General features: G+C 59.3%; 12 protein-coding genes. 8 read left to right on the forward strand and 4 right to left on the reverse strand.

Going from position 1 to position 14,159, the window contains the following annotated elements:
- Positions 1-207: 207 nt before the first annotated feature.
- Positions 208-930: a ComF family protein gene (locus tag Q1J43_RS03905; RefSeq protein WP_301101042.1), complete on the reverse strand. Its 723-nt coding sequence runs from the start codon at positions 928-930 to the stop codon at positions 208-210.
- A 54-nt stretch (positions 931-984) separates the two neighbouring features.
- Between Q1J43_RS03905 and bioB the strand changes: the two genes are divergently transcribed.
- The 5 genes from bioB (at position 985) to Q1J43_RS03930 (ending at position 5,231) form a co-directional block, all read left to right on the forward strand.
- Positions 985-1,974 (forward strand): biotin synthase BioB, encoded by a 990-nt coding sequence (gene bioB / locus Q1J43_RS03910; protein ID WP_301101043.1) that lies wholly within the window; start codon positions 985-987, stop codon positions 1,972-1,974.
- A gap of 6 nt (positions 1,975-1,980) precedes the next feature.
- On the forward strand, positions 1,981-2,871 hold the full coding sequence (bioC, locus tag Q1J43_RS03915) for a malonyl-ACP O-methyltransferase BioC (RefSeq protein WP_301101044.1): 891 nt from the start codon (positions 1,981-1,983) through the stop codon (positions 2,869-2,871).
- Between the two features lie 143 nt (positions 2,872-3,014).
- Positions 3,015-3,248 carry a ParD-like family protein gene (locus tag Q1J43_RS03920; RefSeq protein WP_301101045.1) on the forward strand — a complete coding sequence of 78 codons (234 nt, stop codon included), beginning with the start codon at positions 3,015-3,017 and terminating at the stop codon, positions 3,246-3,248.
- On the forward strand, positions 3,245-3,529 hold the full coding sequence (locus Q1J43_RS03925; protein ID WP_301101046.1) for a type II toxin-antitoxin system RelE/ParE family toxin: 285 nt from the start codon (positions 3,245-3,247) through the stop codon (positions 3,527-3,529). Before Q1J43_RS03920 ends, Q1J43_RS03925 begins: the two co-directional genes overlap by 4 nt.
- Positions 3,530-4,028: 499 nt before the next feature.
- Positions 4,029-5,231 carry a prolyl oligopeptidase family serine peptidase gene (locus Q1J43_RS03930; RefSeq protein ID WP_301101047.1) on the forward strand — a complete coding sequence of 401 codons (1,203 nt, stop codon included), beginning with the start codon at positions 4,029-4,031 and terminating at the stop codon, positions 5,229-5,231.
- Between the two features lie 334 nt (positions 5,232-5,565).
- On the opposite strand, the gene Q1J43_RS03935 is transcribed toward Q1J43_RS03930, so the two are convergent.
- Positions 5,566-5,865, reverse strand: coding sequence for a hypothetical protein (locus Q1J43_RS03935; protein ID WP_301101048.1), 300 nt, complete (start codon positions 5,863-5,865; stop codon positions 5,566-5,568).
- Positions 5,862-6,122 (reverse strand): hypothetical protein, encoded by a 261-nt coding sequence (locus Q1J43_RS03940; RefSeq protein WP_301101049.1) that lies wholly within the window; start codon positions 6,120-6,122, stop codon positions 5,862-5,864. Before Q1J43_RS03940 ends, Q1J43_RS03935 begins: the two co-directional genes overlap by 4 nt.
- A 36-nt stretch (positions 6,123-6,158) precedes the next feature.
- Between Q1J43_RS03940 and Q1J43_RS03945 the strand changes: the two genes are divergently transcribed.
- Both Q1J43_RS03945 and Q1J43_RS03950 read left to right on the forward strand, forming a co-directional pair.
- Complete coding sequence (locus Q1J43_RS03945; RefSeq protein ID WP_301101050.1) at positions 6,159-7,277, forward strand: Ig-like domain-containing protein; 1,119 nt, start codon at positions 6,159-6,161, stop codon at positions 7,275-7,277.
- A gap of 150 nt (positions 7,278-7,427) precedes the next feature.
- On the forward strand, positions 7,428-8,951 hold the full coding sequence (locus tag Q1J43_RS03950; protein WP_301101051.1) for a rhodanese-like domain-containing protein: 1,524 nt from the start codon (positions 7,428-7,430) through the stop codon (positions 8,949-8,951).
- On the opposite strand, the gene Q1J43_RS03955 is transcribed toward Q1J43_RS03950, so the two are convergent.
- On the reverse strand, positions 8,932-9,108 hold the full coding sequence (locus Q1J43_RS03955) for a hypothetical protein (protein WP_301101052.1): 177 nt from the start codon (positions 9,106-9,108) through the stop codon (positions 8,932-8,934). The two genes, Q1J43_RS03950 and Q1J43_RS03955, sit on opposite strands and share 20 nt — an antisense overlap.
- Before the next feature lie 12 nt (positions 9,109-9,120).
- Here Q1J43_RS03955 and Q1J43_RS03960 point away from each other — a divergent pair, with 12 nt between their 5' ends.
- Entirely contained in the window at positions 9,121-14,058 is a 4,938-nt protein-coding gene (locus Q1J43_RS03960) for a calcium-binding protein (protein ID WP_301101054.1), read from the forward strand.
- Positions 14,059-14,159: the final 101 nt, after the last annotated feature.

Consider the following 14,159-nt stretch of genomic DNA (forward strand, 5'->3'; position numbering starts at 1 on the left):
ATCGACCGATGGATCGAGCTGGGAACAGAACTATCCAATCTCCGACTCGCCAAAGAAACGATCTGAAGGGGGAGAACTTGTCACTCTCCAGTAATTCATTCGTGGCAATCAACGCATATGGCGCAAGACATCGCCAATTTTAATGATCTCTATCTTCAGCGCCCATTTCTCGACAGATATGTTTTGAAAGTATTGATTTTCCCAAGATTAGAGCATTCTAGGCAGCGCCCGGGCGAGGACCAGCACGCTGACCTGTGCCGCGCCGTGCAGCTTGAGCGTGCGCGCGCATTCGTTAAGCGAGGCGCCGGTGGTCATCACATCATCGACGAGGATGATCCGTTTGCCGGTGAAGTCAACCGCGCAATGGAAGGCGTTGCGCATGTTTTTCTCACGTTCGCGCCAGGCCAGGTCGGCCTGGGCCGGGGTGTTGCGCGTGCGGCTGCAACTTGCCGTGTCAATTGGCAACCGACACCTTGTGCTGACCGGGCGCGCGAGTTCGAGCGCCTGGTTGAAGCCGCGCTGGCGCAAACGTTCGGGGTGCAGTGGCAGGGGAATGATAAGGTCGGCAAGCAGTGTTCCGGCCAGCGCAGCCAGTTGCCGGCCGAAATAGGCGCCGAGTGCCAGACGATGGCCGTATTTGAACGACTGCACCAGTTTGTCGAGCGGGAAGTCGTAGCGAAACGCGGCTAGGGTGGCGTCGAAGTACGGCGCTTTAGCCAGGCAGCGGCCGCAGAGTTCACCCTGCGTGGTGGGTAGGGCACAGCGCGGGCAGTTTGGAGTTTGCAGGCAGGGCAGGTTGGCGGTACAGGCGCGGCACAAAATGGCGTCGCCACTGGTGGCAGCGCAGAGCAGGCAGTCCTGCGCCAGCAACTGGCCGATGCGGCGAAGCGGCCCGGACGTTAGGCCCAGGAATTGGGTTAGAATCGGCATCTCTGAATCGTCTCTGGGCGGTTCATGTCTTCCTCTTTTTAGTGGGCTTCTCTCATGAATTCAATTTCTCCTGTGCTTGCCCTGCGTCCTGATGCAACAGCACCGGCCCCTGACACCAGGTGGACGGTCTCTGCCGTCGAGGCACTTTACCAGATGCCGCTGATGGATCTGCTTTTCCGCGCGCAGCAGGTGCATCGCGAGAATTTTGACCCGAACGCGGTGCAACGCTCGGCGCTGATTTCGATCAAGACCGGGGGGTGTTCGGAGGATTGCAGCTACTGTTCGCAATCGGCGCGTTACAAGACCGAAACCGAGCGTGAAGCGTTGATGCAGGTCGAGGACGTGCTGGCGGCGGCGCGCGAAGCCAAGGCCCGGGGCGCATCGCGTTTCTGCATGGGAGCGGCCTGGCGTGGCCCGAAGGAGAAGGAGCTGGCGGTGGTCTCGCAGATGATCCGCGAGGTCAAGGCGCTCGGTCTGGAAACCTGCGTCACCCTGGGCATGCTCAAAGAAGGGCAGGCCAGCCAGTTGAAGGCTGCCGGTCTCGATTATTACAACCACAATCTGGATACCGACGCCGAGTTTTATGACAAGGTGATTACCACGCACAAGCATGCGGACCGCGTCGATACCATCGCCCAGGTGCGGGAGGCCGGCATCAAGGTGTGTTCGGGCGGCATTCTGGGCATGGGCGAATCACGCCGCAACCGGGCGGCGATGGTGGCCCAACTGGCCAACCTTAACCCGCCGCCCGAATCCGTGCCGATCAACAATCTGGTGGCAATTCCCGGCACACCGCTGGCGGAAACGGAAAAAGTCGACAGTTTCGAGTTTCTTCGCTCAATCGCTGCTGCGCGCATCACCATGCCGAAAAGTTTCGTCCGGCTCTCTGCCGGTCGTGAAGCGATGTCGGACGAAATGCAAGCACTGTGCTTCTTCGCTGGCGCCAACTCGATTTTCTATTGCGACAAACTGCTCACGACGAATAATTCAGGAACCAGTCGCGACCTGGCCCTGTTTGAAAAGCTTGGTTTGCGCCCGATTTGATCGGTCATGAACGCAGCGGAGCGCTTCGTTGATTCCAGCCAGGTAAGACGCAATTTTTCGCGTGCGGCGGCAGGCTACGATGAAGTTGCTGTGTTGCAACGTGAGGTGGCTAGCCGCATGCTTGAGCGGCTCGACTACGTGAAGATAGCGCCACAGCGTGTGCTCGATCTGGGCTGCGGCACCGGGGCCAGTCTGACGGCATTGAGTGAGCGCTACACTGGAGCGCAGATGCTAGGCGCTGACGTCAGTGAGGCCATGCTTGATGCCGGGCGCCAGCGGCGTTCACGGTTGCGCTGGCTACTACCCTTCACGCGCGGCAGCAGGGCCGCGCTGCTGGCTGCCGATGCCCAGGCCCTGCCCTTTAAGTCGAATACCCTGGGCCTGCTGTGGTCGAATCTGGTGCTGCACTGGCTGAACGATCCGCTGCGTGCCCTGCACGAAATGCAGCGCACGCTGGAGGTCGGCGGATTGTTGATGTTCTCCACCTTTGGCCCGGATACGCTGAAGGAATTACGCGCCAGTTTTTCAGACGGCCAGGTGCATACCCAACGTTTTACTGACATGCACGATTATGGCGACATGCTACTCACCTGCGGTTTTTCCGATCCGGTGATGGATGTCGAAGTGCTGACCCTGACCTATTCAAGTCTCGATGACCTATTCCGTGACCTGCGCCAAAGCGGCGCTACCTGTGCCATGCATGACCGTCGGCGCGGGCTGATGGGGCGTTCGGCCTGGCAGACGGCGTGCGCCGAGTACGAGAAACGCAGCAAGGACGGACGCCTGCCGGCGACCTTCGAGGTGGTCTATGGTCATGCCTGGAAAGCGCAGGCCAGGAAGATTGCCGACGGTAGTAGTACGATCGTCCGCTTCGATCCAAAGCAAAGGCTTCGCTAAACGAGTTTGTCATAATTGGCGGCTCGCCATTTTTGATTTTTCATTTTTAAACGCACCCCTGACAGCTGTACTCCTTGAAGGCGTTGCTACATTTGTGGTAACCTTCCGCTCATCCGCTAAACGGACTTTTTTGGAGAGCCGCCATGACTGTATCGACTTCCATTCGCATCGATCGTACGCTGTACGATCAGGCTCGCGCTGATGCCATGGTCGAACATCGCAGCATTGCCGGTCAGGTCGAATACTGGGCCCGTGTTGGTCGCGCCGCACTGGACAATCCAGACCTTCCAGCTGGTTTCATTGCCGAATCACTGGCGTCAATGGCTGAGTCCCATGACGATGCGACGGCCTTCCTCGCCCGGTCACGGCGGGCATGAGCTATGCGCTCAAGCAGACCCGACGTTTCGCACGCGCCTACAAGAAACTCCACGACAACGTCGTCAACGATGTCGACGCGGCCGCCGAGGTCGTTGCGGATAATCCCGCCGTCGGTGAACGTAAGAAGGGCGACCTGGCCGAACTGTTCGTCTATAAATTCCGCAGCCAGAACCAGCTCTACCTGCTCGGCTACACCGTGGACGATGAAGTCCGCCTGATCTATCTCGAAGCCGTCGGGCCTCACGAGAATTTCTATCGGGACCTCAAGCGTTCTTCATAGCATCAACTGAGAACTCGCTACTCACAGGAGTCTCTGGCAGTGCAGGCGTCGGCAATTCGTGACGTGGGTCGGAATCGAAGACTAAACCGAAGGCATCTGCCCGGGCGTTGTCAGCGGCGATTTCTCGGTCCACGTTCTCGGAGCGGCGGGGAGGTACTCGAACCCGACACGTGCGCCGACAACGTCAGCCCAGTGCCGCACGCGAATTTAACTCGTAGAGGTAAGCCCCCGGCTTCCGCCCTGTCTCTTGATCACAATTTGGAAAGCGGATGGCAAGCCAAATGAGAAGTTCGTTGTCGAAGTGTTGCGAAGGAGACGAAGCGGCATTGTTGCCCCCACTTCGCGATGGCGCAGTTACAGGCAGCGTGAGACGAGCAATAACCGGCTTTTTGACCAACAGAACAAACCCTATGGGGCGAAGCGATATGACGATGAGTAACAATATTGACGGGGTGTGGGTATGAGCGTCGTGAACCGAAAAATCACCCTGGCTCTTTTGATGAGTAAGATGAAACACATCCGCCAAAATATTCTGCGAAAAACAGGCTGCGCATTGTTGGCCGCAGTCGCCCTGGGCGCGGTGGCGGCGGACGAACCCCTGTTCGACACCAGCCTCAATGAGTCGGTGATCAAAATACCCAAGCGCGGCACGTTCTCAAACATCGAGCTTGAAACCACCGTCTTCAAACCGCCCGGCGACGGCCCCTTTCCGCTCGCCGTCATCAACCACGGCAAAGCAGCTGGCAACCCGGTGTTTCAGGCACGTGCAAGGTACTCCTACGCGGCGCGTGAATTGGTCAAACGCGGTTTTGCCGTGGTGATCCCCATGCGTGAAGGCTTTAGCAAATCGGGCGGCAGCTACATCAGCGGTGGATGCAATGTCGCCAGCAATGGCCTATTGCAAGCCGAAGACGTGGTCGCAACGCTCGACTACATGACGGCGCAAAGTTACATTGACCCCAAACACATCGTCGTCATGGGGCAATCGCACGGCGGCTTTACGACCATGGCGTTTGGCACCCTCGTCTATTCAGGCGTGCGCGCCCTGGTTAACTTTGCCGGCGGTTTGCGGCAAGACCAATGCCCCGGTTGGGAGGGCACGCTGGCAAGCGCCTTCGGCAAGTTCGGTGCCGCTGCGCAATATCCATCCCTCTGGTTCTATGGCGACAACGACAGCTACTGGTCGCCCTGGCTTTATCAGCAGATGCACAAGTCCTATACCACGGCGGGTGGCAAGGCGCGCCTGATCGCCTTTGGCATCTACAGCAACGGCGACGCGCATGGCATGTTTTCGCAGCGCCAGGGTTTGCCGATCTGGCTGCCCGAAGTCGAACGTTTTCTCACCGAGCAGGGCTTCGACATGAACGTCAAATTTGACATTCCGTCACGCCGCCCAAAAGCGACCATACCACCCCCGTCACTGTGGGCTGCCGCCAATGAGGTCGACAAGGCTCCCTACCTGCGCGAACCCGGGCGACAGGCTTACCGGGAGTTCCTCAACCGAGCGAAGCCGCGCGCCTTCGCGCTGTCCGCCGCAGGCAATTATGGCTGGTCGGCGGACAACGACCTCGCCGTCGACAGCGCGCTCGAAATCTGCCAACGCAAATCGACGACGCCCTGCCAGCTCTATCTCGTCGATGACGATGTCGTGTGGCAGGAAAGCGCGGGTGGTGCGGCGCAGGACTCAGTGGGTGCAAAATGAAGAGGGTGTTGAAGCGAGCAGGCAAAGAAAACCGGAGGGTCCATGGTCGACGACACCGGGATTGACGAAAAGACCGTCCGCAATGTCTTCGATGAGTACGTGGCAGAACTGGAAAGGGATTTCGGGCGGTCTTCACCAACATCCAAGGCCGGTCGCTGAGGCTTGGGGCGAGCATCCCTGATGAGCTTGCGAAGCCCTTCCGGCCCGTGAGGACGGCCTTCCGGAACTGAAAGACCTACATCCTAACCCGCCTGGGAGATTGAGAACATTGACGGGCACGAGCAGGTAGATGTGGTAACCCGCCAAACCGATTGAGCGAAGCGGAGTGCCGTTTCTATTTCTTCCCGTAGGCACCGTCGCGGTCAAGGTGGAGCGTTTGAAATAGCATCATCGCGCCCTCTCGTTCGACAACGGCTCGATACGATTTGGAAAGTCGAATCGTGAATGTGCCTGGTTCGTTTTTGACTTGTTCCCACTTCAATCCGTGGTCACGGAAGACATCGTTCCAGGTTAGCGCTTGAAGTTTCTGAAATGTTTTGAATACCTTCTTGACCTCTCCGGTATCAAGCTCAAACAGCTTCTTCTGAAACGTGGGAACGTTCAGATCTAACAGCACCGCATCGTCGTTGCTCACTTTTCTGTAATTCCGAGCTTGGAAGCAAGTGCAGTCAGGTCTGTTGCTTGTGCCGGATTGTTTCGCCGCCATTCGCGAGCAGCCTCCAGTTCAGCATGGACAACCGGGTCAAGCAGTCTTTCGTTCATCGGAACAACAACAGCCCGCTTGAGCACAATGTCGCCTCCAGGCAGTTCTTGCATAATAAAGCCCATCCCAGCCATGGCCTTGCCAAGCGAAATCTGCCCGCTTTTTCCAACTGTTTTGATGTTGTGCATAACGCTCTCCTTTGTGTCGCATGATGGCATTACTGCATGATACATCCAAGTGTTGATGCGGAAACAAAATTTGAGCGGGCGCCGCTGTTAGCGGAAGCAAGTTTCGGCAATCGCACATGTAGGGAAACATCCTCAATACAACAACCAGGACATGTGCAGCACAGCACCGGCCACGTCGCCTCGACAGTCCGGGAAGCCACTGCCCATTGTCACCCCCGGCCTACGCCTGGCGCCGGCGACCCGCAGGCCGGACTCACCGAACTGCAACGTGCACAGCGCAATGGCCAGCTCGCCGCGCCACTGGCTGCCGGAGCGACCACCCAGCACTGGCGTCCGGTCATCCTGGATTTGGACGGGGATGGGATCGAGACCACCGACCAGGCCCACGGCGTCAGTTTCGACGTCGACAGCTCCGGTTACTTCAAGACCACCGCCTGGGCCGGCCACGACGATGGCTTCCTGGTCCTTGACCGCAACCTCAATGGCCTGCTCGACGACGCCTCCGAACTCTTCTCCAACGCAGCGGTCGCCGACAGCGCCAAGGGCATCGCCAGCCTGCGCTGGGTCGACGCCACCGTTGATGGAAACATCACCGGCAGCGACCCGGTGTTCGGCCAACTGCGCGTCTGGCAGGACAAAAACACCAACGGCACGGTCGACGCCGGCGAACTCAAATCGCTCGCCGACCTTAGCATCACCGCCTTGCACTACGCCCGAGGCAGCTACGACGTCGCCGGGCAGACCCGGCAACTGATGAGCCCCGACCTCGTGGCCGATGCCGACGGCATCCGCACCCACGACGTCGACGGCGGCATCCTGGTCGAGAGCAGCACGGGCACCGCCTCGCTGATCGTCACCCGGGTCAATGACCTGGCCAATATTGCACCGGGCAAGGACAGCATCAGCAACGGGATTGAAGATGTGACGCTCGACATCTTCGCCGACGACCTGCTGCGCAATGACCTGGTCGGCGGGGTCAGTGGCACCGGGCTCACCATCGCCGGGCTCTCGGGGTTTCGGCACGGGACGGCGAGCATCGATGGCAACCAGGTTGTCCATTTCAGGCCGGAGGCGAATTACTTTGGCACTGGGGCCGGGCTTGGGTACACTGCGCACCGCGCGGCGAATGACGAGCGGTGGGTGCGGGTGGCATGAGACGGGAAATGACCTGGCACCTTTCATCACTTCCGCCAGCGATCCGCCCCACTCGCCATTGCACACGATCCGCGCGTAGCAGACAACGCTGCCGGGTAGTTACCGATTACATCGGAACTCGTGGCGCTCTATCTTTGGAGATATTGTCGAGTGATCAATAAAAACAATTCGCGTTCAATTGTGCTGTTATTCGGGTTGTCACTGAGCTTTGCCGTCCAAGCGATGACGATTGAGGTACATGGCAATTCTATCTACGCTACTGGACGCATAGGCGACGAGTTCGTGAAATTCAAAGAGGTCCTAGCACAGCCCTCAATTGAGAGGGTCGTCTTGGTCAATTCCCCCGGCGGGGATTTATGGGCGGGTATGCAAGTCGGCAACCTAATCAGGGAAAAGGGGGTTAAGACAGTCATTGCCGGGTACTGTATGTCGGCCTGTTCAATCATGTTTATGGGGGGTAAAGAGCGTTCGTTCTCGGACGCATTTAGACCTACGCAAACCTATATCGGAATTCATGGGCCACACGATACTTATACGAAATCTGTTCTCCCAGCGAAGGCTGTGCAAATTCTATATTTTATGGAAAAGAGCATGGGCGAAAGGTTTAATGCGGAAGTAATGAAGATGGCCCTGTATCACATGGATGACGCAGGTGCGATGCTGAAGGTATATGACGCGAAGAGATTACCAAAACGGGTCGCTTACCACTGTAGGTCATCAAAAACCTTGCGCAAGAACTGTACTGACATTCCCGATCAAGACGCACTGACTCTTGGAATAGTGACAACCAATGACTTCACTGCGATTGATCTTCCAGTCGGTTTCAGGAAGCCGCCAAATGTTGTGGGTAGGGAACTCAATCAGCCACTTGCAGACTCAGATGAGTACTTTAGAGACCTGAGCGCAAAGCAGTGCACGACGGATGGTTGCCGAAAGCTGATTGCCGATTTTGTAGGCTATAAAGAAAACAAGGCACTTGCCGTTCCGATTGGAGCGGCTGGATTAGGCATAGCTGGTAATCAAGATTCCGAGACCGATGCGTTTTCTAGGGCTATCCGTTTTTGCAATCACGTCAAGGATAGGCCCGCCCGTCTTTGTGAAACTCAAATCGTCAACGGATTTGATGTGCGTGATTTGTACCTGTCTGCCGTTGCTATGCACATTGAGGTTTTGACCGCGCTCAGCGTCCCGCCAGAAAAATATTATGCTAATGAAGAATATGGGGGAGTCATGGTCAGCGTTAATGGCTTGCGTACGCAGAACCTCAGTGACATCCCTCCACAACACATCGACGGGATTAAAACGTTTTCTACACAAGAATTGGCAAGTGCGCTTAAGAGCACGCAAGCTCCGGTGTTAATAGATGTCATAAATATTGATGATGCGATTCCAAGTGCGCTCACCCTGCTTTTTGGTGGGCTTGCACACGACGACCCCACCAAAGAACTTGACTACGAAGCCCGGTTTTCTGAGCTGTTAAAGTTGCTCAGCCCGGATACGAACAACGCCATTGTTTTCTATTCCAAGAAACGTGATTGGCATGCAGCGAATGCTGCTTTGCGCGCAAAAAAACTGGGGTACGCGCACGTTGGTTGGTATAGAGGAGGCTTGAACAGTTGGAAGGCGGCCAACTTGCCAGTCGCGACCCCTATAGTCAGAGCTGTAGTGCAATAGACAGTTCATTTTCGGCTACTTCAAGAGTGCCGCGCTTGGGGCTACGACGCCCAGTGGTACTGGGGCTATCAGAACCGTCAGCGAACAAACCGACGCCGACGGTGACGGTATTTTCGAGAAGACAGTCACTGCGGTAGACGCCGATCTGGATGGTCATACCGAAACACGCTTGACGACAATCATCGCCCCCGACGGCCTGCGCACCACGACCACTGAAGACAGCACCGGCCACATCGCCTCGATCGCCAAGCTCACCACGTTTGAGAACAACTCCACCAGCGAAACCACCAACTACGCCGACGGCCGCATCATCCGCACCAACACCGACGGCGCTGGCAACATCACCAGCACGGCGAGCATCCAGGTCTACCCCGAAGACAACTCGCGCGTCGAGATGCTCACCTATCCCGACGGACGCAGCGTGCGCCTGGTCTATGACGGTGACGGCAGACTCTACAGCCAGACCGAAGTCGCCTCGGGTGGCAGCACGCTGCACAAGGCCATCGACCAGGTCGGCGGCAGCCTGATCGACGCGCTCTCGCTGATCAAGGCCGTGCAATCCGGGAAACCGCTGCCCATCGTCGCCTCCGGCCTGCGCCTGGCGAACGACATCAGCACGCTCAATGGCACGCGCAATCTCCAACTGTCCGGCGCATCGAATGTCGCCAGCGGCATCCTGAGTCTGATGAGCTTGAATTCCGCCCTGAAAAACGGCAACACCCTTGGCGCGATTACTGCCGGGGCGCAGGCGATCACCTATGGGGCCGCCGCGTATGCCAATTTTGCGACAATCCAATTTGCCCAGACAGGCACCGTGGAGGCCGCAAGTACCTTGGCCGCCGCCGACGCATTTGCCGATACCCTCGGCGACGCCGTCCCCTACCTGAGCGTCATCAGCAGCATTGCCAGTGGCGACTACACGGGCGCGGCGATCGGGATCATCGCCATCGCCTTTGATATCCCCGTCATCGGCTGGGCCTACGCCATCTACAGCATGGTCAGCAGCCTCTTCCACAAAGAGCACAAGCCCCAGCCCTGGGGTACTGCCAACTTTGTCTGGAATGCCGACGGCAGCATCGGCATCGCCAGTAGCGGCGGTGACGGCGGCGAAGCCAGCGCGCGCTCTATGCTGCACAACGTACAAACCAACCTGCAAAGCCTGCTGGCCAACGCCCAGGCTGCCAACCCGGCGACGCCGCTGGGCCTGGTTGCCAACCGCCTGCCCGGCGCCACCTTCAACAAAGGCACCTTCGCCCTTACCGACATCGACCCGGTGACCGGCGCCGACCGGACCATTCACTACAATTCCGAAGGCCTGCCGACCGACGCCCCCGTCGGCTCACCCGAATTCTTCCGTAATATGGGCACCCAGGCCGTCTATGCCGCGCTCGCGCGCAACGCCATTGCCGCCCAATGGGAAGCCGACACCGCCCGCCTGCAAGCCCAGGCCGGCGACCCGCAAGCCGGACTCACCGAACTGCAACGCGCCCAACGCAACGGCCAGCTTGCTGCGCCGCTCGCTGCCGGGGCGACCACCCAGCACTGGCGCCCGGTCATCCTCGATCTTAATGGCAACGGCATCGAAACCACCGACCAGGCCCATGGCGTGGCCTTCGACGTCGACAGCTCCGGCTACTTCAAAAACACCGCCTGGGCCGGCAAGGACGATGGCTTCCTGGTCCTCGACCGCAACCTCAACGGCCTGCTCGACGACGCCTCCGAACTCTTCTCCAACGCAGCGGTCGCCGACAGCGCCAAGGGCGTCGCCAGCCTGCGCTGGATCGACGCCAACGCGGATGGAAACATCACCGGCGTCGACCCGGTCTTCGGCCAACTGCGCGTCTGGAAAGACGCCAACGGCAATGGCACGGTCGACACCGGCGAACTCAAATCGCTCGCCGACCTGGGCATCACCGCCCTGCACTACGCCCGAGGCAGCTACGACGTCGCCGGGCAGACCCGGCAACTGATGAGCCCCGACCTCGTGGCCGATGCCGACGGCATCCGCACCCACGACGTCGACGGCGGCATCCTGGTCGAGAGCAGCACCGGCACCGCCTCGCTGATCGTCACCCGGGTTAATGACCTGGCCAACATCGCGCCGGGCAAGGACAGCATCAGCAACGGGATTGAAGATGTGACGCTCGACATCTTCGCCGACGACCTGCTGCGCAATGATCTGGTCGGCGGCGTGAGCGGCACCGGGCTGACCGTCGCCGGACTCTCGGGCTTCAGGCACGGGACGGCGAGTATTGATGGCAACCAGGTCGTGCATTTCAGGCCGGAGGCCAACTACTTTGGCAATGGGGCGGGGTTTAGCTACACGGCGCGCGATGGCAACGGCAACACGGCGGCGGCGCAGGTCGATATCACGCTGGCGTCGGTCAATGATGTGCCGCTGGTGACCAGTCTGGGCAATTCGACGCCGGTCTATGGCTATATAGGAGAGGTCGGTTCCACGGATTACCCGGCTACCGAGCCGGGCTGGGCTTATGACGCCCAGTGGCACTGGGGTTATCAGACAACGCCCATGAGCGCCATCGTCAATCCCTACGCAGGCAAATTGGTCATTGCCGACCCGGATGACACGAGCTTCACCTTCCAGTTGAGCACCGTCTACGGCACCGACCGGACGCTGTACGGCCAGGCGACGGTCGCTGCCGATGGGTCGTGGACCTTTACGCCGCTGACCCTCATTGGCGGGCAGGATGCGTTCCAGATCCGGGTGACTGATGCGCATGGCGGCGTCACGATGCAGACGATCACGGTGCCGATTCCTCTTCCTGGCTATGGCGGCGATGGGAACGGCGGGGGAGATATTGGCGATAACGACAGCGACAGTGACAGTGACAGCGACAGCGGTGACAGCGGTGGAGGTGACGGTGGTGGTGGTGGCGATGGCGGCGAACCCATCGTCATTGATCTGGACCACAACGGAATCGTCTTGCAGGCCGCACAGAACAGCCAAGCCTTCTACGACATCAAAGGCGACGGCTGGCGCTACCGGATGGGCTGGATCAGCGGCGGCGACGCGCTGCTGGCTTTTGATGCCAACGCCGACGAGCAGATCAGCGGGCGCAACGAAATCAGCTTCAAGGATTACGTGGCCGGTGCGCAAACCGACCTCCAGGGTCTGGCGGCATTTGACAGCAACCACGACGCCAAGCTTAGCGCCCGCGATGCGCAGTGGTCCCAATTTGCCGTGTGGCGTGACGCCAACGGCAATGGCGTATCGGACGCCGGCGAGCTGACCTCACTCACGCAGGCCGGCATCGAATCCATCGCGCTAACCAGCGACAATCAGTTTTCCACCTCGAACGGCAATGTGATCCACGGCCGCACCCAGGTCACCCTGAGCGACGGCAGCCACGTAGAGGCCGCCGACGTGACCCTGGCGGTGAGCAACGAGGTGCTGGTCATGCACCCGGACGGGACGCAGACGGTGGCGATTCGTCTGCCCTTCTCTCCGCCGACGCAGCTTGACGGCACGGCGGGCGCCGACCTGCTGCTCGGGACTACCGGCAACACGACCCTGACCACCGGCGCCGGCGATGACGTCGTTTTCGACGACCAGGGCGACGACGTGATCGACGCTGGCGACGGCAACGACCAGGTCTACTCGGGCGCCGACAACGACCTCGCGATGGCCGGTGCGGGCGACGACGTCGTCTACGCCGGGCGGGGCAACGACATTGTCTTTGCCGGCGATGGGCAGGATGCGGTTTTTGCTGAAGATGGCAACGATATTGTTTTCGGGGGAGCGGGCAATGATCTGATTTCCGGCGGGCCGGGTAATGACGTGTTGTCGGGTGACGATGGTGACGACCAGATTTTGGGAGAGGCGGGAAATGACGTCATTTTTGGGGGAGAGGGTAACGACGATTTGGCCGGGATGGCCGGCCATGACCGGATCGACGGGGGAGCCGGTAATGATACTTTGGACGGGGGCAACGGCGCAGACGAGATGAGCGGTGGCGCTGGCAACGACAGCTACGCGGTGGATGATATCGGTGACACGGTGAGCGAACTGGCCGACGAAGGCATCGACACCGTGCGCACGACGCTTGATGCCTATGTCCTGGGCGAGAACGTCGAGAACCTGGTATTGAGCGGCACGGCGAATCTCACCGGCAGCGGCAACGCGCAGGACAACCGCCTGACCGGCAACTGGGGCGACAACCGCTTGGTTGGCGGCGCGGGCAGCGACACGCTCGATGGTAGCCTCGGCGCGGATACCTTGATCGGCGGGAGCGGGGAGGATACCTATATCGTCGATAACGTCGGCGATAGCGTCATCGAGCTGGCTGGCGAAGGCAACGATACCGTCTTGTCGGCGGTGAGCTTTACGCTTTCGGATGACCTTGAGAATCTGACTTTGACTGGTGCGGCGGCCATTGATGGGATAGGCAATGGACTTGCCAACACGATCAATGGCAACAGTGCAAATAACATGCTCAATGCCGGAGCTGGCGCAGACACCCTCAGCGGCGGCGATGGCGATGACCTCTTAATTGGTAGCGGCGGCAGCGACACCGTGCTGGGGGGTGCCGGTAATGACGTGCTACTGGCCGGCGACTACACCACCTATTACCACGCCGGCATGGGCTACACGGAAGGCGGAACGAGCAACATCCTCGAAGGCGGCACCGGAACGGACCAATTCTGGGGTAGCGGCGGCTCGGACACCTACCGTTATAAGCTGGGCGACGGTGCGGACACCATCAACGAGGTGGCCTACGCCAATCAAAGCGCCCTGGACACGGGGACCGACCGTATTGTGCTGGGTGCGGGAATCGCCCCGGCGGACGTGACGGTCACGCGCAGCAACACCGACCTGGTGCTCAAGTTTGCCAACGCTGGCGACCAGATCACGGTTGCCGGCTGGTATGACTCGCCAAACAACCGCATCGAGCAATTGATCTTTGCCGATGGCACGGTCTGGGATCGGACAGCCCTGCACGCGGCAGGTCTGATTCTGAATGGCACGGCCGGGAGTGACACTTTGTACGGCCTGCCCGGAGAGAACGACATACTCAGCGGCGGCAATGGCGACGACCTCTTAATTGGGATTCATCCGACTTTTGTGTGGGTCACGGTAGCGGGATAGAGGTTGAGGCCACCACAGTGGAAATAGACAGCGATCTTGAAATTGTCTGGGTTGCGATAGCCACAAGCGCGTTTTTGGACGGTGGCGATCTTGGAGTTCAG

This window comes from Propionivibrio sp. (assembly GCF_029255185.1).
Lineage (GTDB): Bacteria > Pseudomonadota > Gammaproteobacteria > Burkholderiales > Rhodocyclaceae > Propionivibrio.